Annotated in this window: 23 protein-coding genes; 15 read left to right on the top strand and 8 right to left on the bottom strand. The window is 66.8% G+C overall.

The window, feature by feature from the left end; genetic code table 11:
• Window positions 1–58 precede the first annotated feature (58 nt).
• The 5 genes from ASC92_RS22140 to ASC92_RS22120 all read right to left on the bottom strand — a co-directional run bounded on the left by ASC92_RS22140 (window position 59) and on the right by ASC92_RS22120 (window position 6270).
• Window positions 59–1024 carry a PDR/VanB family oxidoreductase gene (locus tag ASC92_RS22140; RefSeq protein WP_056520076.1) on the bottom strand — a complete coding sequence of 322 codons (966 nt, stop codon included), beginning with the start codon at window positions 1022–1024 and terminating at the stop codon, window positions 59–61.
• Window positions 1021–2076 (bottom strand): aromatic ring-hydroxylating oxygenase subunit alpha, encoded by a 1056-nt coding sequence (locus ASC92_RS22135; RefSeq protein ID WP_056520073.1) that lies wholly within the window; start codon window positions 2074–2076, stop codon window positions 1021–1023. The genes ASC92_RS22140 and ASC92_RS22135 overlap by 4 nt, the downstream gene beginning before the upstream one ends.
• 43 nt (window positions 2077–2119) lie before the next feature.
• Window positions 2120–3457, bottom strand: a complete 1338-nt coding sequence (locus ASC92_RS22130) for an MFS transporter (protein WP_056520069.1) — start codon at window positions 3455–3457, stop codon at window positions 2120–2122.
• Between the two features lie 230 nt (window positions 3458–3687).
• A complete protein-coding gene (gene kefC, locus ASC92_RS22125; RefSeq protein WP_056520066.1) occupies window positions 3688–5550 on the bottom strand; it encodes a glutathione-regulated potassium-efflux system protein KefC in 1863 nt (620 codons plus the stop codon).
• Complete coding sequence (locus tag ASC92_RS22120; RefSeq protein ID WP_056520063.1) at window positions 5551–6270, bottom strand: NAD(P)H-dependent oxidoreductase; 720 nt, start codon at window positions 6268–6270, stop codon at window positions 5551–5553.
• 146 nt (window positions 6271–6416) lie between these two features.
• On the opposite strand from ASC92_RS22120, the gene ASC92_RS22115 reads away from it, so the two are divergent.
• The gene (locus tag ASC92_RS22115; RefSeq protein WP_056520060.1) at window positions 6417–6878 is read left to right on the top strand and encodes a MaoC family dehydratase; all 462 of its coding nucleotides are present in this window, start codon (window positions 6417–6419) and stop codon (window positions 6876–6878) included.
• 20 nt (window positions 6879–6898) lie between these two features.
• On the opposite strand, the gene trmL is transcribed toward ASC92_RS22115, so the two are convergent.
• Window positions 6899–7360: a tRNA (uridine(34)/cytosine(34)/5-carboxymethylaminomethyluridine(34)-2'-O)-methyltransferase TrmL gene (gene trmL, locus ASC92_RS22110; protein WP_056520057.1), complete on the bottom strand. Its 462-nt coding sequence runs from the start codon at window positions 7358–7360 to the stop codon at window positions 6899–6901.
• A gap of 31 nt (window positions 7361–7391) precedes the next feature.
• The gene (locus ASC92_RS22105) at window positions 7392–8096 is read right to left on the bottom strand and encodes a ComF family protein (protein ID WP_056520054.1); all 705 of its coding nucleotides are present in this window, start codon (window positions 8094–8096) and stop codon (window positions 7392–7394) included.
• Between the two features lie 53 nt (window positions 8097–8149).
• Between ASC92_RS22105 and ASC92_RS22100 the strand changes: the two genes are divergently transcribed.
• From ASC92_RS22100 to ASC92_RS22070, 8 genes are all read left to right on the top strand, one after another.
• The gene (locus ASC92_RS22100) at window positions 8150–9064 is read left to right on the top strand and encodes a hypothetical protein (protein ID WP_056520052.1); all 915 of its coding nucleotides are present in this window, start codon (window positions 8150–8152) and stop codon (window positions 9062–9064) included.
• A gap of 199 nt (window positions 9065–9263) precedes the next feature.
• Window positions 9264–9740 (top strand): DUF2244 domain-containing protein, encoded by a 477-nt coding sequence (locus tag ASC92_RS22095; protein ID WP_056520371.1) that lies wholly within the window; start codon window positions 9264–9266, stop codon window positions 9738–9740.
• A 59-nt stretch (window positions 9741–9799) separates the two neighbouring features.
• Window positions 9800–10978 carry a cytochrome c oxidase subunit II gene (gene coxB, locus ASC92_RS22090; protein ID WP_007836364.1) on the top strand — a complete coding sequence of 393 codons (1179 nt, stop codon included), beginning with the start codon at window positions 9800–9802 and terminating at the stop codon, window positions 10976–10978.
• Window positions 10979–11021: 43 nt separating this feature from the next.
• A complete protein-coding gene (ctaD, locus tag ASC92_RS22085) occupies window positions 11022–12662 on the top strand; it encodes a cytochrome c oxidase subunit I (RefSeq protein WP_056520049.1) in 1641 nt (546 codons plus the stop codon).
• A gap of 14 nt (window positions 12663–12676) precedes the next feature.
• The gene (locus tag ASC92_RS29415) at window positions 12677–12793 is read left to right on the top strand and encodes a cytochrome oxidase small assembly protein (RefSeq protein WP_007836360.1); all 117 of its coding nucleotides are present in this window, start codon (window positions 12677–12679) and stop codon (window positions 12791–12793) included.
• Window positions 12794–12822: 29 nt separating this feature from the next.
• Window positions 12823–13476: a cytochrome c oxidase assembly protein gene (locus ASC92_RS22080; RefSeq protein WP_056520046.1), complete on the top strand. Its 654-nt coding sequence runs from the start codon at window positions 12823–12825 to the stop codon at window positions 13474–13476.
• Window positions 13473–13688: a DUF2970 domain-containing protein gene (locus ASC92_RS22075; protein WP_007836356.1), complete on the top strand. Its 216-nt coding sequence runs from the start codon at window positions 13473–13475 to the stop codon at window positions 13686–13688. The genes ASC92_RS22080 and ASC92_RS22075 overlap by 4 nt, the downstream gene beginning before the upstream one ends.
• A gap of 63 nt (window positions 13689–13751) precedes the next feature.
• A complete protein-coding gene (locus ASC92_RS22070) occupies window positions 13752–14633 on the top strand; it encodes a cytochrome c oxidase subunit 3 (RefSeq protein ID WP_056520043.1) in 882 nt (293 codons plus the stop codon).
• A gap of 80 nt (window positions 14634–14713) precedes the next feature.
• On the opposite strand, the gene ASC92_RS22065 is transcribed toward ASC92_RS22070, so the two are convergent.
• Complete coding sequence (locus tag ASC92_RS22065; protein WP_056520040.1) at window positions 14714–14944, bottom strand: twin transmembrane helix small protein; 231 nt, start codon at window positions 14942–14944, stop codon at window positions 14714–14716.
• Between the two features lie 27 nt (window positions 14945–14971).
• On the opposite strand from ASC92_RS22065, the gene ASC92_RS22060 reads away from it, so the two are divergent.
• From ASC92_RS22060 to ASC92_RS22035, 6 genes are all read left to right on the top strand, one after another.
• On the top strand, window positions 14972–15823 hold the full coding sequence (locus tag ASC92_RS22060) for an SURF1 family protein (protein WP_056520037.1): 852 nt from the start codon (window positions 14972–14974) through the stop codon (window positions 15821–15823).
• The gene (locus ASC92_RS22055) at window positions 15810–16490 is read left to right on the top strand and encodes a hypothetical protein (protein WP_056520033.1); all 681 of its coding nucleotides are present in this window, start codon (window positions 15810–15812) and stop codon (window positions 16488–16490) included. Before ASC92_RS22060 ends, ASC92_RS22055 begins: the two co-directional genes overlap by 14 nt.
• Window positions 16491–16602: 112 nt before the next feature.
• On the top strand, window positions 16603–17820 hold the full coding sequence (locus tag ASC92_RS22050; RefSeq protein WP_200936018.1) for a COX15/CtaA family protein: 1218 nt from the start codon (window positions 16603–16605) through the stop codon (window positions 17818–17820).
• The gene (cyoE, locus tag ASC92_RS22045; protein WP_056520028.1) at window positions 17817–18722 is read left to right on the top strand and encodes a heme o synthase; all 906 of its coding nucleotides are present in this window, start codon (window positions 17817–17819) and stop codon (window positions 18720–18722) included. The genes ASC92_RS22050 and cyoE overlap by 4 nt, the downstream gene beginning before the upstream one ends.
• Before the next feature lie 10 nt (window positions 18723–18732).
• Complete coding sequence (locus ASC92_RS22040) at window positions 18733–19350, top strand: SCO family protein (protein ID WP_056520026.1); 618 nt, start codon at window positions 18733–18735, stop codon at window positions 19348–19350.
• A gap of 10 nt (window positions 19351–19360) precedes the next feature.
• Window positions 19361–20188: a DNA alkylation repair protein gene (locus ASC92_RS22035; protein ID WP_235505946.1), complete on the top strand. Its 828-nt coding sequence runs from the start codon at window positions 19361–19363 to the stop codon at window positions 20186–20188.
• Window positions 20189–20196 lie beyond the last annotated feature (8 nt).

The following is a 20196-nucleotide window of genomic DNA, read 5'->3' as shown; positions in this document are numbered from 1 at the left end:
TCGGCTTCGGCAGCGCAGAAGCCCGCGATCTTACCGAGGCTCTCTCGCTTCAAGCGCCCTACAGGTCGAGCACGAGGATCGGCGAACGCGACCGCGAGCAGCAGGGCGTGAACTGATCGTTGGCTGCCTGTTCCTCGGGCGTCAGGTACATGTCCTTGTGGTCGGGCTCGCCTTCGAGCACGCGCGTGAGGCATGTGCCGCACACGCCCTGCTCGCACGAAGTGGCCACCTCGATGCCCGCCGCCGCGAGGGCCTGCACCACCGTCTTGTCCTTGGGCACCGCAACGATGCGACCGGAGCTCGCGAGCTTGACCTCGAAGGCCGCATCGGCGTCCGACTTGACCACCTCGGCCGAGAAGAATTCGTAGTGGAGCTGGTCGACGGGCCAGCCGGCGGTGCGTGCAGCGTCGAGCACCCAGTCCATGAAGCCCTTGGGGCCGCACACGTACAGGTGAACGCCCGTCTTCGGAGTTTGGACGATGGTCGGAAGCGAAAACTTCTGCGTTTCATCCCCGTCATCGAAGTGAAATTGCACCAGGGAAGCGAATGGCGCTTGCGCGATGCGCTCGACAAACGCCGTGCGTTCCTGCGAACGCGTGCAGTAGTGCATGTCAAAGGCCGCGTTGGCGACGGCGAGCCGCTCTGCCATGCACAGGATGGGCGTCACACCGATTCCGCCGGCAATCAGCACGCTGTGCGCGGCGCCGTGCGCCAGCGGGAAGTGGTTCTTCGGTGCGCTGATGCGAAGCGCGTCGCCCTCCTTGACGAGGTCGTGCATCGTTTGCGATCCGCCGCGCGATGCAGGATCGCGCAGCACCCCGATCAGATAACGATGGCTTTCGCTCGGGTCATTGCACAGCGAGTACTGGCGCGTGACACCGTTCGGCATGTGCACGTCGATGTGCGAACCGGCCGAGAACGCCGGCAGGGCGCCTCCATCTTCCCGCACCAGCTCGAACGTGCAGATGTCCAGCGCTTCGACGTGCTTGCGTGCAACGCGTACGTTGAGTTCGGAGGCGTTCATTCGGTGACCTCCTGCTTGCTGGAAGCTTCGTCTTCCTGTGCGATCAGGCGTTCGATGACACGGCGCGACTGCACGCCGCCGGAATCGATGTTGAGCTTGAGCAACTGGCGTTGCGGGTGCGCGAGCAGGTTGCGCTGCTGCGATTCGAGCATCTCGAGGTCTTCGCTGAAGATCTTGCCCTGGCCTTCGCGGATCGATGCGGTGAGCGCCTTGTCGTGCGGCTGAAAATTGCGCGCCATGCCCCAGAAGTACCAGATCGAGGTTTCCGTTTCGGGCGTGATGAAGTCGACCACGATGCTCGACACCTTGTGCGCCGCGTCGGCGTGGTAGCCACCCTTGCCGGCATGTGCGACGCCGACTTCGATCAGCACGTGGCTCGGCGGCGTGAAACGGCAGATTTGCCAGCGGTCGACCGGCACGTCGTCGGCCAGGTGGTTGCCGCGCAGCGCCATGCGCCAGAAAGGGGGCGCCATGATGTTTTCCATGTGGCGCGCGGTGGTGACGGTGTCGCCTTCGGTGACGGTCTTGGTCGGCGTCTCGTCGATCTCCTTCTGGCCGATGCTGGTCGCGTGCACGTAGGTCTCGTGCGTCAGGTCCATCAGGTTGTCGATCATGAGCCGGTAGTCGCACTGGATGTGGAAGAGGCCGCCGCCGTAGGCCCAATCCGGGCTTTCGGCCCACTCGAGGTGATGCAGCTTGGCCGGATGGGCCAGGGCCGGGTCGCCGGGCCACACCCAGACAAAACCGTAGCGCTCGATCACCGGGAAGGACCGGATCGCGGGGAATCCACGCACGCGCTGGCCGGGCATGGCGACCGTCTTGCCGTCGCAGCCCATCTCCAGGCCGTGATAGCCGCACACGAGCTTGCCTTCGACGACCGAGCCGAGCGAGAGCGGCGCGCCCCGATGCGGACAAAAATCCTCCAGCGCCGCAGCCTTGCCTTCAGCCGCACGGTACAGCACGAGCTTCTCGCCGCAGATCATCCGGCCCAGTGGCTTGTCGTCGATTTCATTGGCGGTGCAGGCCACGTACCAGGCATTTTTCGGGAACATGTGTGTGTCTCCTTGAGATTTCCGGGAAAGAAAAGAAACCGGCTCAGTGCGCACCGATCACGGTGCCTGTGGAATGCCGTGCGGCGTTTCGGCGCAGCGCCAGCACCGCCGCCATCGCCGCGACCAGCGGCAGCGCATAGGCGTAGTAGAGCGTGGGTGCCTGCGAGCCGCCGTCGAGCAGCATCCCGGCAATCAGCGGCGCGAGGATGGCACCGATGCGTCCGATGCCGATGGCCCAGCCCATGCCGGTCGTGCGCACCGCCGCCGGATAGATGACCGGCGCGAACGCATAAAGGCCGGCCATCGAGCCGAAGATGAATGCGCCGATCAGGAAGGCAATCGCGAACGACGCACCGAGGTGACCGGTAGAGGCGCCGAAGGCAGCCATGGCGACGGCGGTCATCGTCAGGCTGGCAGCCGTCAGCCGGCCAAGGTCCAGCCGGGCGGCCAGCAGCCCGAACAGGCTGCCGCCGACGATGCCCCCGATGTTCAGCAGCACGCCGCCGGTGATCCCCTGGCGGGCCGAGAGCCCCGCCGAAACCAGCAGCTTCGGCGTCCAGCTGAGCGCGAAGTAGAAGCTGAACATGAGCAGGAAGAATGCGGCCCAGAGCAGCAGCGTCGAGCGGGCCAGACCGCCGTTGAACAGGCCCGGAATCGTGTTGGCAGGGCGTTCGCCAACGGCCGGGAGCGGCGGGAGTTCGGCCAGTTCGGTGCGCTGCATTTTCCGCAGCAGGGCGTTGAGCTTTTGCAGCGCGCCAGCCGGGCGCCTCGAAGTGAGGAAATCGACGGATTCCGGTAGCCGCCAGAGCACCAGCGGAATCATGGCGACGGTGGCGAGGCCGCCGAAGACGAAGACCGAGCGCCACCCGTAGGCCTCGAGCAGCACTGCGGCGATGCTGCCACCGATCGTCGCGCCGATGGGATAGCCCGTCGCCTGCAGCGCGACAGCCGTGCTGCGCCACTTGTTCGAGGCGAATTCGGCCGTGATGACGCCGACGCTGGCCAGCATTCCGCCGATGCCGAGCCCCGTGAGTGCGCGCAGGGCCGCCAGTTGGGTGCTGCTTTGCGCCAGCGCCGAAAGCCCCATGCCAAGCGCGATCACGACGAGGCACAGGAGGATGATGGCCTGGCGCCCGAATCGGTCGGCGAGGGGCGCGAGGAACAGCGAACCGGCCGCCATGCCAAACAGTCCGGCACTGAACAGCACGCCGAGCTGGGCGCCGCTGAGCTTCCATTCGGCCGAGACGCTGGCGGCGGTGAATGCCATCACCAGCACGTCGAAGCCGTCGAGCATGATGAGCGTGATGCAGATGGCGATCGCGCTCCATTGGAATCTGCTCATGGGACCTTCGTCCAGGTCACGGCGCAAGGCGTGTTTCATCGTTGTCTCCTGAAGGGAAATACAAGCGCAGTCGCACGAAGCTTTTTTTGAGTGCGAGGCGACATTCAGCACACTGAATATGACAATCAGTGTACTGAATGAAGGACCGGAGCTTGCTGAGGGGAAACCCTGATGGAAATCGATAGGGCGTCCCGCCCTTCCTGGCTGGGGCGGCGGGGTCCAGGCCCGACGTGATGTCGGGGCCCCCTGAAGGCGCGAGTGGAGGGGCGCTACGCGTCCGCCTCTTCCTTCGTTGCCTCGTTTTCGTCGATCCGATCCCAGTCGCGCCCCGAGCGCCGCTGCCGCTCCTCGCGCTCGCGCGCCATTTGTTCCTCGAACTGCTGGCGGCCCGCCTTGTTGGCCGCGATCAGCTTGGCGCGGTCCTTGTAGTGCGGATAGATCTCGTCGCTGAGCTTGATATTCCGACGGCGAAAGCGCATGGCCGATTCGCGCGCTTCATGCGCCGGCCAGCCCAGTGCCTCGAGCGTGGTGCGGGCGCTGCGCAGCGATGATTCGAACACCTCGCGCTCCACGTCCGTCACGCCACGGTCGCGCAGCTGGAACAGGTGGGTCACGTTGCGGGCCCGCGCGATGATGCGCGCCTGCGGAAAGTTCTCCCGCACGAGATCGACGATTTCGAGCGACTGCTCGATGTCGTCCACCGCCACCACGATGGCCTTGGCCGAACCGGCGCCCGCGGTGCGCAGCAGGTCGAGCCGCGTGGCATCGCCATAGAACACGCGAAAGCCGAACTGGCGCAGGCCTTCGACGGTGTCGGCGTCGTGGTCGAGCACGGTCACGCGCAGGCCCTGCGACATGAGCATGCGGCCGACGATCTGGCCGTATCGGCCGAAGCCGCAGATCAGCACCTTGGCGTCCTGCTGCTCCGAAATCTCTTCCAACTGCGGACCGCCATTTTGGCTGTAGCGCGGCAGCACGAACTTGTCGAGCAGCACCAACAGCAGCGGCGACAGCAGCATCGACAGCGCCACCGCTCCGATCAGCAGCGAGGTGATCTCGGGCGGCAGCACGTCCGGCCCCGCGGCCTGGAACACCACGAACGCGAACTCGCCGCCTTGCGCCAGCAGCAGCGTGAACACCGGGCGCTCCTGGTAGGCAATGCCCATGGCCTTGGCGAGCGAATAGATCACCACCAGCTTGACGGCCATGAAGCCGACCACCAGCATCGCCATGACCCAGGGGCTCGCAATGAGTACGCCGAAGTTGATCGACATGCCCACGGCGATGAAGAACAGGCCGAGCAGCAGGCCCTTGAAGGGCTCGATGTCGGTTTCGAGCTCGCGCCGGTATTCGCTCTCGGCCAGTAGCACGCCGGCCAGGAAGGCGCCGAGCGCCATCGACAGGCCGACCGCCTGCATCAGCGCGGCGATGGCCACCACCAGCAGCAGGGCGGCGGCGGTGAAGATCTCGGGCGTGTCGCTGCGCGCGATCCAGCGCAGGATGGGACGCAGCAGCAGCCGGCCGCCGAGGATGATGCCGCCGATCACGCCGATGATCTTCGCGGCTTCCAGCGCGCGTTCGAGGCCGGTGATGGACTGCTCGGCCGCGGTGGCGCCTGCGAGCAGCGGCAGCAGCGCGAGGATCGGAATCGCGGCCACGTCCTGGAACAGCAGGATCGAGAAGCCGGCCTGGCCGCTGGGCGTCTTCAGCAGGTTGCGCTCGCCGAACACCTGCAGCGCGATGGCGGTGGACGACAGCGCGAGGCCCAGCGCGGCCACCAGTGCCACGCGCCATTCGGCGCCTACGGCCCAGCCCGCGGCGAACAGCACCGCGGCGCAGCTCAGCACCTGCGCGGCGCCCCAGCCGAAGATGGGGCGGCGCAGGTTCCACAGGCGTTTGGGTTCGAGTTCGAGGCCCACGAGGAACAGCATCAGCACCACGCCGAACTCGGCGAAGTGCAGCACGTCCTCGACGCTGGACACGAGGCCCAGCCCCCAAGGGCCGATGGCAATGCCGGCCACGAGGTAGCCGATGATCGAGCCGAGGCCCAGGGCCTTCGACAGCGGCACCACCAGCACGGCGGCGCCCAGGTAGATCAGGCTGTTGGTCAGCCAGGCGGGTGCGTGTTCCATTCAGGCCGCCTTGCCGTTGTCTGCGGCCGTGGCCGCGAGGCCGTGGGCCATGGCAGCCTGGAAGGCGCTGGAGACCACAGGGCCGATGTCGTCGGTGTCGGCCGGCCGGTCGCTCTCGGGCACGGGGCAGGCCACGCAGACGTCGATCTCCTCGATCTCCGGCCAGTCGGGGTAGCTGCCGAGGCGCTGGGCAAAGGTTTCGACGTGCGACGCCACGTCCGCCTCGCTGGCGCTGCGCGCGCCGTAGAAGACCAGCGGCGGCAGGAAGCGCATGCCGCACAGCGCGGCGGTCTGCTCGTAGGGCGGCAGGAAGGCGTCGAAGAAATAGCGGTGGTAGTTCTGCGGGTGGTACGCGGCCTCGGGGCTGCCGGTGGTGGCGACCAGCCAGAGATCCTTGCCCTGCAGCGCCGTGCCGCCGGGGCCGTAGGCCCAGCCGTAGCCGAGCACCTCGTCGACCCAGAGTTTTTGCAGCGCGGGCATCGAGTACCACTGGATCGGGTGCACCAGCACCACCAGGTCGGCCTTGGCGAGCCGGGCCTGCTCGGCTTCGACGTCGATGGCGAAGTCGGGGTAGCTGCCGTAGAGGTCGTTGACGTCGATGCCCGGCACGGCGCGCGCGGCGGCGAGCATGCGGCGGTTGACGCGCGAGTCGCGCCAGTGCGGGTGGGCCGCGAGCACATAGATGCCGCCGGAATTTCCCGTGGATGTTGTTGTCGTCATCCTGCGAACATAGCGCAGTCAAGGCCGGGCCACCGGTTCGCCGGGCAACAGGGCGCCAGCGATTGCGCCGGGCTCCCGGTTTTCCCTGAGCCAGGTTGTCGCAAGCCCGACAGCTGCGCGATCGCCCCAGCCGCCAGAATGCCCGCATGACCAAAAAGACATTCCAGACCCTTCAGGATCTCGCCGCCTGCGTCGGCCAGGAAGTCGCCGTGAGCGACTGGATCACCATCACGCAGGAGCAGGTCAACCAGTTCGCCGAGGCGACGGGCGACCACCAATGGATCCATATCGATGTCGAGCGGGCCAAGGCCGGCCCGTTCGGCGGGCCGATCGCCCATGGGTTCCTCACGCTGTCGCTGCTGCCGCGCTTTTTCGAGACGGCGATCGACGTGGTCGAATCGCGCATGGGCGTGAACTACGGCATGAACCGGGTGCGCTTCATGTCGCCGGTGCCGGTGGGCAAGCGGCTGCGCGCCCGCATGAAGCTGCTGAGCTCGGAGCCGATCGCCGACGATGGCTTCCAGATGACCTGGGAAGTCACCATCGAGCTCGAAGGCACCGCCAAGCCTGCGTGCGTGGCCGAGTCGGTGGTGCGCCGCTACCGCTGAGGCGTCGGGCTTTTTCCGTTTCAGCCGAAGCCGTTCTGCCGCCAGGCCTCGAACACCGTCACGGCTACTGCATTCGAGAGATTCAGGCTGCGCTGGCCCTCGCGCATCGGCAGGCGCAGGCGCTGCGGCTCGGCGAAGCCGTCGCGCACCGAGGGTGGCAGGCCGCTGGTCTCCGAGCCGAACACCAGCCAGTCACCGGGCTGGAAGCGCACGTCGTGCACGGCCCGCGTGCCGCGCGTGGTGAGGGCGAACATGCGCTCGGCGGCCGGTTGCTCCGTGGCGAGCAGCGCTTGCCAGTCGGCGTGGCGCTTCACTTCGGCGTACTCGTGGTAGTCGAGCCCGGCGCGGCGCAGCAGACGGTCGTCCATCGAAAAACCGAGCGGCTCGACGAGGTGCAGCGTGCAGCCGGTGTTGGCGGCGAGCCGGATCACGTTGCCGGTGTTCGGCGGGATTTCGGGGTGGACCAGGACGATATGGAACATGCGCCGATTGTCGGCGGGCCGCGTCGAAGGTTCAGCGCGGCGGATCGGTCCGGGCCAGCACAACGGCGGTGACATGGGCCGCGCCCGCCAGCCGCAGCACTTCGGCGGCCGCGAACAGCGAGGCGCCGCTGGTCATCACGTCGTCCACCAGCACGAGGCGCTGGCCGCGCAGCTTCTCGGCGCGCAGCGGCTCCACGGCGAAGGCGCCGCGCAGGTTGTGCAGCCGGTCGGCGCGCGAAAGGCCGCTCTGCGCGGGCGTCTCGCGGGTGCGCAGGAGCAGGGTGGCGTCAGTCTTGGCAGGCGACAGCCGCCGCGCAAGCTCGTGCGCCTGATTGAAGCCGCGTTCGCGCAACCGGCCGGGCGCCAGCGGCATCGGCAGCACGCTGTCGCAAGCGTCCAGCGCCGGCTCCACCCAGGGCGTGCTGCGCAGCAGCGTGGCGAACGGCCCGGCCCAGCCGGCCTCGCCGTGGAACTTGAACGCCGCGATGGCGTCTGGCCACGGCCATGCGTAGGTGCAGGCCGCGAGGCAGGCGTCCAGCGGCGGCGGGTGCTTCACGCAGTCGCCGCAGCGGCTCACGCCTTCGGGCACGGGCAGGGCGCAGCTGCTGCATCGCGCGGCGGGTGGGGCGAAGCGGGCCACGCAGGCATCGCACACCGGGCGCGACGGCCAGGCGCGGCAGACCGCGCACTGGCTGGGCAGCCGTGCGAGCAGCGAGGTGAAAGGCCTGAAGGGCATGAAAGGCCACAAGGCCCGATGGCTGGACATGGCCTCAATATACTCACGGCCCCATGGCCACCGACCCCTCACGACGACCGCCGACCATCGATGCCACGGCGGCCGCCCGCTGGCGCCAGCTCGCGCCTGCCGATGGCTCGCCCTGGCTGCATGAGGAAATCGGCCGCCGGATGGAAGACCGGCTGCAATGGATCAAGGCCCAGCCCCGCACCTGGGCCGACTGGGCACCGCTGCGCAGCGGCCTCGAGGCGCATGAACTCGTCGCCCGCCGCTACAAGGACGCGGCTTCCTTCGTGATCGAGCCGGAGCCCGCGCTGGCGGCTGCCACCGGCCAGGCGCTGTCCGCCCCGTGGTGGAGCACGCGTCGCTGGCAGGCCGGCAAGGCGCGCTTCGACGCGCCGCCCGAAGACGGCGTCGACCTGCTATGGGCCAACATGTCGCTGCACATGGCGGCCGACCCGGAAGCGCTGATCGCGCACTGGCACAAGCTGGTGGCAACCGACGGCTTCCTGATGTTCTCCTGTCTCGGGCCCGACACCGTGCGTGAATTGCGCGCGCTGCATGCCCGGCTCGGCTGGCCGGTCGCGGGCCACGAATTCACCGACATGCACGACTGGGGCGACATGCTGGTGCACGCCGGCTTCGCCGAACCGGTGATGGACATGGAGCGCATCGTGCTGACCTGGGCCACGCCCGAGGCGGCGCTCGCCGAATTGCGCACGATGGGCCGCAACCTGCACCCGGCGCGCTTCCCGGCGCTGCGCGGCAAGGTCTGGCACCAGTCGCTGAAGAAGGCGCTGCCCGAGCTCGCTGCGGCCGAAGAGGGCGGCGGGCGCATCGCGCTGACCTTCGAGGTCATCTACGGCCACGCGTTCAAGCCGGCGCCGCGCGTGTCGCTGTCCGCCGAAAGCGCGGTGTCGCTGCGCGAGATGCGCTCGATGCTCCAGCGCGGCCGTCCGGGTGCCTGATGCGGACCTTTTTGCCTAGTTAGTAGTGACCCGTAGGCGTCCTCTACGCAACGCGGGCGCCGATATCTACCCGCTACAATCCGCCGTTGCGTGGAACCCGCGGGTATTGTCCCGCGATCGAGGGGTGTCGGATCCTGTCTGTACGAAGGTGTACGAGGGGTTGGGCGACCATCGACGCACCGATTTGCTGAACTCGCCCGTGTCGAATTCCGTGTTTCGATTTGCCACCGTTTCAGGCCAGAGCATCCACTGGTTCCTGAAGCGGAACTGCTCGGTGACGCCGAGCCAGCTGGGCTGGCTCTACGCCTCGCTGTGCGTGGTATCGCTCGGCACCGGCACCCTGTTCTGGCTGCACGGTGCGCCGCTGGTCCTGCCTTTTGCCTGGCTCGAGCTGGCCGCTGTCGGGTTTGCGTTCATGCTCTACGCACGGCATGCGACCGACGGCGAGAAGATCGCGCTGCAGGAGGGGCGGCTCGTCGTGGAGCTCGAAAACGGCGGGCACTACGAACGCACGGAATTTCTTCCGCACCAGGTGCGGATCGAACCGCAGACCGGCGATCGCTCGCTGATCGAGGTCTCGGGTCAGGGTCGATCGGTCAGGGTGGGGCGCTATGTACGCCCGGAGTTGCGTGCGGCTTTGGCCCGCGAGATTCGCATGGCGTTGCGTGGCGCCTGAGGGGGCTCGCGCAGTGCTGCACGGTTGGGTTGTCGATAAATTGAAGAAACGTGAACACGATGAAGAGCATTTGGCGCAATAAGTACAGGCCGGCGAATCTGTTGCTGGCGGCCGGCGCGGCTTTCAGCAGCGCGGCGCACGCAGTCAACGATCTGCCCGGCGGCCCTTCGGTTCGCCAGTTGAATCTTCCGGTCGGTGTGACCAAGATCGCGCAGGAGCAGCATCTGCTCCACACGATCATGATGATCCTGTGCACGGTCATCTTCGTCGCCGTGTTCGCGGTCATGTTCTATTCGATCTGGAAGCACCGCAAGTCGGTCGGCCACAAGGCGGCCAACTTCCATGAATCGGTGGTGGTCGAGGTCATCTGGACCATCGTGCCCTTCCTCATCGTGATCGTCATGGCGCTGCCCGCCACCAAGGTGCTGGTGGCCCAGAAGGACACAACCAACGCCGACCTCACGATCAAGACCACCGGCTATCAATGGAAGTGGGGCTACGACTACCTGAACGGCGAAGGCGAGGGTCTTGCCTTCATCTCCACGCTCGACAGCTCGCAGCGCGCCATGTCCGACGCCGGCGCCAAGGGCGCGATGCCCGACGACTACCTGCTCAAGGTCGACAACCCGCTGGTGGTGCCGGTCAACAAGAAGGTCCGCATCATCACCACCGCGAACGACGTGATCCACGCCTTCGCCGTGCCGCAGCTGGGCTTGAAGCAGGACGCGATTCCCGGCTTCGTGCGCGACACCTGGTTCCGTGCCGAGACCGTGGGCGACTACTACGGCCAGTGCCAGGAACTGTGCGGCAAGGAACACGCCTACATGCCGATCCACGTGAAGGTGGTCTCGTCGGCCGACTACACGACCTGGGTGGCCGCCAAGCGCAAGGAAGCCGCCGCCAAGCTCGACGACCCGACCAAGGTCTGGACGCTGCCCGATATGCTCGTTCGCGGCGAGAAGGTCTATGCCGCCAACTGCGCCGCCTGCCACCAGGCCAACGGCAAGGGCGCGGGCCCGATCAAGGCGCTCGACGGCGATCCGAAGGTGCTCGATGCCGACCACTCGGTGCAACTGCATGTGCTGCTCAACGGCCAGAACAACGGCGCGATGCCGTCGTGGAAGCAGCTGAGCGATACCGACCTCGCGGCCGTGGCCACGTACACCAAGAACAGCTGGTCGAACAAGACCGGCCAGCTGGTGCAGCCGGCCGAAGTGCTGGCCCTGCGCGGCAAGTGATGCGACAGCGTCCCGCGACGAAGAAATTGCAAGGAACAACGAAATGAGTGCAGTCCTCGACCCCCACGGTCACGCCGCCCACGGCGACCACGCACACGACGAGCATCACGACCACCACGCGCCCACCGGCTGGCGCCGCTGGGTCTTCGCGACCAACCACAAGGACATCGGGACGCTCTACCTGCTGTTCAGCTTCACGATGCTGATGGTGGGCGGCGTGCTCGCGCTGCTGATCCGCGCCGAGCTGTTCCAGCCCGGCCTGCAACTGGTGAACCCCGAACTGTTCAACCAGTTCACCACCATGCACGGCCTGATCATGGTGTTCGGCGCCATCATGCCGGCCTTCGTGGGCTTCGCGAACTGGATGATCCCGCTGCAGGTGGGCGCCTCCGACATGGCGTTCGCGCGCATGAACAACTTCAGCTTCTGGCTGCTGATCCCGGCCGCGCTGATGCTGGTCGGTTCGTTCTTCATGCCCGGCGGCGCACCCGCGGCCGGCTGGACGCTCTATGCGCCGCTCACGCTGCAGATGGGCCCCTCGATGGACGCCGGCATCTTCGCGATGCACATCATGGGCGCCTCGTCGATCATGGGCTCGATCAACATCATCGTGACCATCCTCAACATGCGCGCCCCCGGCATGACGCTGATGAAGATGCCGATGTTCTGCTGGACCTGGCTCATCACCGCCTACCTGCTGATCGCCGTGATGCCCGTGCTCGCAGGCGCCATCACGATGACGCTGACCGACCGCCACTTCGGCACCAGCTTCTTCAACCCCGCCGGCGGCGGTGACCCAGTGATGTACCAGCACATCTTCTGGTTCTTCGGCCACCCCGAGGTCTACATCATGATCTTGCCGGCCTTCGGCATCATCAGCCAGGTGGTGCCGGCCTTCGCCCGCAAGCGCCTGTTCGGCTACGCCTCGATGGTGTACGCCACCTCGTCGATCGCCATCCTGTCGTTCATCGTGTGGGCGCACCACATGTTCACGACCGGCATGCCGCTCACCGGCCAGCTGTTCTTCATGTACGCGACCATGCTGATCGCGGTGCCCACGGCGGTGAAGATCTTCAACTGGATCGCGACGATGTGGCAGGGCTCGATGACCTTCGAGACGCCCATGCTGTTCGCGGTCGGCTTCATCTTCGTGTTCACGATGGGCGGTTTCACCGGCCTGATCCTCGCGGTCGCGCCGATCGACACGCAGCTGCAGGACACCTACTACGTGGTGGCCCACTTCCACTACGTGCTAGTGGCCGGCTCGCTGTTCGCCATGTTCTCGGGCTTCTACTACTGGGTGCCCAAGTGGACCGGCGTGATGTACAACGAAACGCGCGGCAAGGTGCACTTCTGGTGGTCGCTGATCTCGTTCAACGTGACCTTCTTCCCGATGCACTTCCTGGGCCTGGCGGGCATGCCGCGACGCTATGCCGACTACCCGATGCAGTTTGCCGACTTCAACGCCGTGGCGTCGGTCGGTGCCTTCTTCTTCGGTTTCGCGCAGGTCTACTTCTTCCTGTTCGTCGTGCTGCCCACCATGCGCGGCAAGGGCGAGAAGGCTTCGCAGAAGCCGTGGGAAGCCGCTGAAGGCCTCGAGTGGGAAGTGCCGTCGCCGGCGCCGTTCCACACCTTCGAGACCCCGCCCAAGCTCGACGCGACCGCCACCAAGGTGATCGGCTGACCGGCCGCACGACGATGACGACGCCTGAACAAAGAAAGAACAACCGGCGCATGGGGCTCACGCTGGCCTCCATCGCGGTGATCTTTTTCATCGGCTTCATCGTCCGCATGGTCTTCTTCAGCGGCCGCTGACCGCCAACCGAACGGGAGCAGCACGCACCATGAGCCTCGGCCAACGCATTCGCCGCGCCAATGTGCGCATGGTCGGCAAGCTGGCCGTCGTGGCTTGCGGCATGTTCGCCTTCGGCTATGCGCTGGTGCCGATGTACCGCGCGATCTGCGAAATGACCGGCATCAACATCCTCGCGCTCTCCGAACTCGAAGTGCCGGGTGGTGCCAGCGGCGGCAAGAACGTGCGCGTGCCCGACAACACGCAGGTCGACATGACCCGCACCATCACGGTCGAGTTCGACTCCAACGTGCGCGGCGGCCTCTGGGACTTCAAGCCCGCCGAGCGAACCATCCAGGTCCACCCCGGCCAACTCAACACGGTGATGTACGAGTTCCAGAACGTGCAGAACCGCCGCATGGCCGCGCAGGCCATCCCGAGCTACGCGCCGCAGCAGGCTGCGCCGTACTTCAACAAGCTCGAGTGCTTCTGCTTCAACCAGTACACGCTCGATCCGGGCGAGAAGAAGCAGTGGCCGGTCGCGTTCGTGATTGATCCCAAGATTTCCAAGGACGTGAAGACCATCACGCTGTCGTACACCTTCTTCGAGGTGGGCGGCAAGACGCCCGCGGCTCCTGTAGCCGCAGTTGCGAATACTGCACCGGTGGCCGCCGTTTCCAGGACTTCCGATGAGCCGCGCTCGTGACCGATCCCTCGTCGAACCGGCCGAAGGCTTCGCTGTGGGACACGGTGAAGGCGGTGGGCTGGTCGTTCTTCGGTGTTCGCAAGAACAGCGCCTACCAGGAAGACCTGGGCAAGCTGAATCCGTTGCACATCATCGCGGTGGCGTTCGTTGCCGTGATCGTCTTCGTGGTCGGGCTGGTGCTGCTGGTGCGCCACGTGGTCGCAGCAGCCTGACGGTGAAACCCGCGACAAGCAGAATCCATTGAATCGAGAGAAGAAAGAAAGCCAGGAGCTGATATGAGTTCAACCACCCACGGCACCACGCCCTACTACTTCGTGCCCGGACCATCGGCCTATCCGGTCTCGGCCGCGATCGGCCTGTTCTTCGTGATCCTGGGCGCCGCGCAATGGATCAACGGCCACGAGTGGGGCGCATGGTCTCTGCTGGCCGGCATGGCGATCTGGCTCGGCACGCTGTTCGTGTGGTTCCGCGCCGCCATCGGCGAAAGCGAGAGCGGCCAGTACGGCCACAAGGTCGACCTCTCGTTCCGCTGGAGCATGAGCTGGTTCATCTTCTCCGAAGTGATGTTCTTCGGCGCGTTCTTCACGGCGCTCTGGTGGGCTCGCACCCATTCGCTGCCTGCGCTCGGCAGCCTGGACAACGCGATCCTCTGGCCCGACTTCAAGGCCGTTTGGCCCAGCGCCGCCGCCGGTGCCACCGGCTCGCCGGCCGGCATCGTCGAGCCGTTCCAGACCGTCGGCCCGTTCTGGCTGCCCACGATCAACACCGCGCTGCTGCTGAGTTCGGGTGTGACGCTCACCATCGCCCACCACGCGCTGCGTGCCGGCCACCGCGCGCAAACCATCCGCTTCATGTGGGTCACCGTGCTGCTGGGCCTTGTCTTCCTGAGCGTGCAGGGCTACGAATACCATCACCTGTACACCGAACTGAACCTCAAGCTCAGTTCAGGCACCTACGGTTCGACCTTCTTCATGCTGACCGGCTTCCACGGCCTGCACGTGTTCATCGGCATGCTGATGCTGCTGTTCATCACGCTGCGCCTGCGCAAGGGCCACTTCACGCCGGAGCGCCACTTCGGCTTCGAGGGCGCCGCCTGGTACTGGCACTTCGTGGACGTGGTCTGGCTCGGCCTCTACATGCTGGTCTATTGGCTTTGAGCGAAGAACCTCGTCCCGGCATTCCAGAAAAAAGGCGCCGCAAGGCGCCTTTTTCATGGTTCTCGTGGAACGAGCACCATCTACTTGCCGATCGGGAGCCCGGTGGGCTGGATGTAGCCGAGTTTCCAGGCCAGCAGCAGGCAGAGGAACAAAAACACCGAGAGGCCGATCCGAACGGTGAGCGCGCGCGCCATGCCGCCGCTCTTGGCGCGCCCGTTGCGCCCGTCCTTCAGCATGAAGAACAGGGCAAACGCGAGGCTCGCGAAGATGCCCAGGAACACCAGGGCGACGAAATATTTCATGACCCACATTATCGGCCGCACGCCCCGTTCCCTCCAGTGACTCCTGAACCCCTGTATTCCGAAGACCGGCGCCGGCCGGGCCGTTTCTGGCTCATCACCATCGCTGCCGTGCTGACGGTGGCAGCCACCGTTTCGCTGGGCCGCTGGCAGTTGTCGCGCGCCGCGCAGAAAGAAGCGCTGCAGGCAGACATCGAGGCCCAGAAGCTGAAACCGGCGCTGACCCAGGCCGAGTTCCTGGCGATGGAGAAGCCCTCCGACGCGATGCATCGCCCGGTGCGCCTGCGCGGCCTGTGGCTGACGCCGCAGACCGTATTTCTCGACAACCGCCAGATGCACGGCACGCCAGGCTTCTACGTGCTGACGCCCTTCGCCCTGGAAGGCACCGAACAGACGGTGATGGTGCAACGCGGCTGGATCCAGCGCAATTTCGTCGACCGCACCCAGCTCGGCGCGGTCGAGACGCCGGCGGGCATCGTCGAGGTCACGGGCCTGGTCGAGCCGCCGCCGAGCCATCTGCTGGAATTGGGCACCCCCGCATCCGCACCGGCCGCGGCTGCTTCGGCGCCTGCCCCGGCGGCCTCCGCGCCGGCCGCTCCGGCATCGGCCGCCGAGGGGTATTCGCCCATCCGGCAAAATCTCGACCTGGAAGCCTTCCGCGCCGAAACCAAGCTGCCGCTGCGCACCGACGTGTCGCTGCAGCAGAGCGGACCGGCTTCCGAGGGCCTGCAGCGCGACTGGCCGGCCCCGGCGCTGGGCCTGGAAAGGCACTACGGTTACGCATTCCAGTGGTTCGGCCTGTCGGCCCTCGTCGTCATCCTCTATGTCTGGTTCCAATTCATCACACCCCTCCGCCGCTCGAGGCGCCGCGCGCGCGATGGCCGCTTCTGACGAGCCGCTGGGCTTGACGGTGCATTCGATGCCGTCGCCCAACCAGGCGCTCGACGGCGCGGAAGGCCGGCGCACGGTCGCCGGGCGCTGGAAGATGATCGCCGTGATGCTGATGTGCGCGGCACCCGTCATTGCCTCTTATTTCACTTACTACGTGATCCGGCCCGAAGGCCGCAGCGTTTATGGCGAGCTGGTCGATCCGCAGCGCGAGCTGCCGAAGCTGACGGCCACCGACCGCAATGGCGCGCCGGTCGATATCGCTACGCTCAAAGGGCAGTGGCTGCTGGTGGCAGTAGCCGATGCGGCCTGCGATGCGCTCTGCGAGCAGCAGCTCTACCTGCAGCGCCAGCTGCGCGAGAGCCTGGGCCGGGAGAAAGACCGCATGGACCGCGTCTGGCTCGTGAGCGACGCCGAGCCCGTGCCCGAGCGCCTGGACAACGGCCTGCATGGCGCAACGGTGCTGCGCGTGCCGGCCGACCAACTGGCCAAGTGGCTCGCGCCCATGCCGGGCCACGCGCTGGCCGAACACCTCTACGTGGTCGATCCGATGGGCAACTGGATGATGCGTTTCCCCGCCCGCATGGATGCGGCCGGTGCCAGCCGTGCCAAGCGCGACCTCGACCGCCTGCTGCGCGCCTCGGCGTCGTGGGACGAACCGGGCAGATGATGCACGCCCCCAGACTTCGCGCATTTCGTGTCGCTTCGCCAACCCCCCCGCCGGGGGCAATACCAGCGATCCGGCAAAGCCGGTCTCGCGGTATTTCTGGAAGGGACCTGTGATGGACACGAGCGCGCTGTACGACCTCACGCCCATCGCCTGGCTCATGGCGGCGGGCGTGCTGATCGCGCTCGGCCCGCTGGTGTGGGTCTGGCGGCGCAACGCGGGCGCGGGTCCGGCGCGGCGGCTGCATGCGTTGACCGTGCTCACGCTGTTCCTCACCTTCGACCTCACGCTGTTCGGCGCCTTCACGCGGCTCACCGACTCCGGCCTGGGCTGCCCCGATTGGCCCGGCTGCTACGGCAACGCCAGCCCGGCCGGCGCGCGCCATGAAATCGCGATGGCGCAGGCCGCGCAGCCGACCGGCCCCGTCACGCACAGCAAGGCGTGGGTGGAGATGGTCCACCGCTATCTGGCGACGGGTGTCGGCGTGCTGATCCTCACGCTCGCGGGCGCCACCTGGATCGTGCGCCGCCGCCAGCGCCGCGCGCCGCCGCCGTCGAAAGACGGCGAGCACCACGCCACGCTCAGCGCATGGTGGCCGGCATTTACCTTGGTTTGGGTTTGCCTGCAGGGCGCCTTCGGCGCGCTCACGGTGACCTGGAGGCTCTTCCCCGCCATCGTCACGCTGCATCTGCTCGGCGCCGTGGTGTTGTTGGCGCTGCTCTGCATCCAGGCCGTGCACTACCGGCAGGCGGCTGCGCAGCGGCTGCCCACCGCCGTATCGCCCGCACTGCGCAACGGGCTCATTGCGACCACCGTGCTGCTGGGGCTGCAGATCGCGCTCGGCGGCTGGGTCAGCACCAACTATGCGGTGCTGGCCTGCACGCAGTTCCCGAGCTGCCAGGACAGCTGGTGGCCGGCCATGAACTTCGCGCAGGGCTTCGAGATCTGGCGCCACCTCGGCGTGACCGGCGAGGGCCAGCCGCTCGATTTTTCCGCGCTCACCGCGATCCACTACGCGCATCGGCTGATGGCCTATGCGGTGTTCGTCGCGCTCGGCGTGCTCGCATGGCACCTGCGCCGCATCGAGGCGTTGCGACCGCAGGCGCGCTGGCTCGCGGGGCTGGCGCTGCTTCAGCTCGCCACGGGTCTTGGCAACGTGCTGCTGGGCTGGCCGCTGGCCGCGGCCGTGCTGCACACCGGGGGCGCCGCTGCGCTCGCCGTGGTGCTCACCTGGGCGCTGTGCGAGAGCCGGCGCGATCCCGCGGCGCTGAGCGTGCGTGCCGGTGACAATGCGTCCGCCAACAACACTAGCCAGAGGAAGGCCGCCGCGTGAGCACCCCGATCTCCGTTCAGCAAACCAGCACCGCGAACGTGCTGCGCCAGTTCTACGCGCTGACCAAGCCGCGCGTGGTGCAGCTGATCGTGTTCTGCGCGCTGATCGGCATGGTGCTGGCCGTCCCGGGCCTGCCTTCGTGGGCCGACGTGCAGCGCGCGGTGCTGGCCTGCATCGGCATCTGGCTGGTGGCCGGTGCGGCTGCCGCGTTCAATTGCCTCGTCGAGAAGGGCATCGACGCCAAGATGAAGCGCACCGCGTGGCGTCCCACGGCGCGCGGCGAACTCAGCGACAGGCAGGCCCTGGTTTTCTCGGCGCTGCTGTGCGCGGCGGGTTCGGCGCTGCTGTGGTTCACGGTCAATCCGCTCACCATGTGGCTCACCTTCGCCACCTTCGTCGGCTACGCGGTGATCTACACCGTGATCCTCAAGCCGCTGACGCCGCAGAACATCGTGATCGGCGGTGCGTCAGGTGCGATGCCGCCGGTGCTGGGCTGGGCCGCGATGACGGGCTCCCTCGACCCCGGGGCATGGATTCTTTTCCTCATCATCTTCCTGTGGACGCCGCCGCATTTCTGGGCGCTGGCGCTCTACCGCGTCGAGGACTACCGCAAGGCCGGGCTGCCGATGCTGCCGGTCACGCATGGCAACGAATTCACGCGGCTGCAGGTGCTGCTGTACACCTTCATCCTGTTCGCGGCCTGCCTGATGCCGTTCATCTACGGCATGAGCGGCTGGCTCTACCTGGCGGTGGCCGTCGCGGTGAGCGCAGGCTTCACCGGTTATGCATTCGCGTTGTGGCGCAACTATTCCGACACGCTGGCGCGCAAGACCTTCCGCTTCTCGCTGATCCACCTGAGCGTGCTGTTTCTGGCGCTGCTGGTCGATCACTATCTTCACTGACCAAGTCTTCATGAACAAGCGCAACGCTCTTCGACTGATGGCCGCGGGCGCCGGCTGGGTGGGCGCGGCCGCCGCCCTGGGCCTGGGCCTTGCGGGCTGCGGCGAGACCAGGCAGAACTTCAACGCCGTCGACATCACCGGCGCGGACTACGCCAAGGACTTCTCGCTGAAGGACGCCGACGGCAAGGTCCGCACCATGGCCGACTTCAAGGGCAAGGCGGTCGTGCTGTTCTTCGGCTATGCGCAATGCCCCGACGTCTGCCCGACCACCATGACCGAGATGGCCCAGGTCAAGCAGCAACTCGGCAAGGACGGCGACAGGCTGCAGGTGCTGTTCGTCACGGTCGATCCGGCGCGCGACACGGCCGAGGTGCTCAAGGCCTACATGGGCGCGTTCGACCCGAGCTTTGTCGCGCTGATTCCCACGCCCGACGAGCTGGCGGCTGTCGCGAAGGACTACAAGGTCTACTACAAGAAGGTCGACGGCAAGACGCCCACCAGCTACTCGATGGACCACTCGGCCGCCAGCTATGTCTATGACACGCAGGGCCGGCTGCGGCTGTATGCGCGCTACGGCGCTGGCGTGCCGGCGATGGTGTCGGACCTGAAGACGCTGCTGGCTTCCTGAGGAAGACCGCTTGTTGGCCGCCGTGGATTCGGTCGAGCAGCTGAAAGGGCGCAAGGGCGCCTTCCGCATCGCGCTGATCCCGCCCGAGGTGCTCAGCGCACTCAATGACGGCCTGCTCGAAACCGTCAACCTCAACGAGTTCATGGCGCTGGAGCTGCCCCGGCTGGCGCGCAGCGTGGCGGGGCACATCGGGCTCGACGCGCAGAGCGAGCGGCTGGTCGACACGCTCGCGATGCTGGGCGCCTTCAAGCCCATGCAGCGGCACGGGCACATCGCGCGTGCGCTCTACGACATGGCGGCACTGCACGGCGAGCGTGACGCCGTCGCGCACCGGCTGGCCACGCACGCGAGCGACGTGGCCCGCTGCTGGGCCGCGCAATGGGTCACGTTGTCGGGCCTGCCACTGGCGGCGCAGCTGGCGGCGGTGCGCCGCTTCGCCGCCGATCCGCATTTCGGCGTGCGCGAGATCGCTTGGATGGCGGTACGAGACGAGGTCATCGCGTCGCTCGACGAGGCGCTTGCGCTGCTGCAGCCGTGGGTCTCCGATGCCGACCCCAACGTCCGCCGCTTTGCCAGCGAACTCACGCGGCCGCGCGGCGTGTGGTGCGCGCAGATCGATGCGCTCAAGACCGAGCCGTGGCGTGCCTTGCCGCTGATCGAGCCGCTGCGCGCCGACCCCAGCCGCTACGTGCAGAACTCGGTCGCCAACTGGCTCAACGACGCAAGCAAGAGCCAGGGCGAGTGGGTCGACAAGCTCTGCGCGCGGTGGGTGGAAGAGTCGGACACGGCTGAAACCCGCTACATCGCGAAGCGGGCGCTGCGAACACTCTCCAAATGAAGAAAGCC

It is taken from the genome of Variovorax sp. Root411 (genome assembly GCF_001425205.1).
Lineage (GTDB): Bacteria > Pseudomonadota > Gammaproteobacteria > Burkholderiales > Burkholderiaceae_C > Variovorax.
This window is presented reverse-complemented; position numbering and strand designations above follow the sequence as displayed.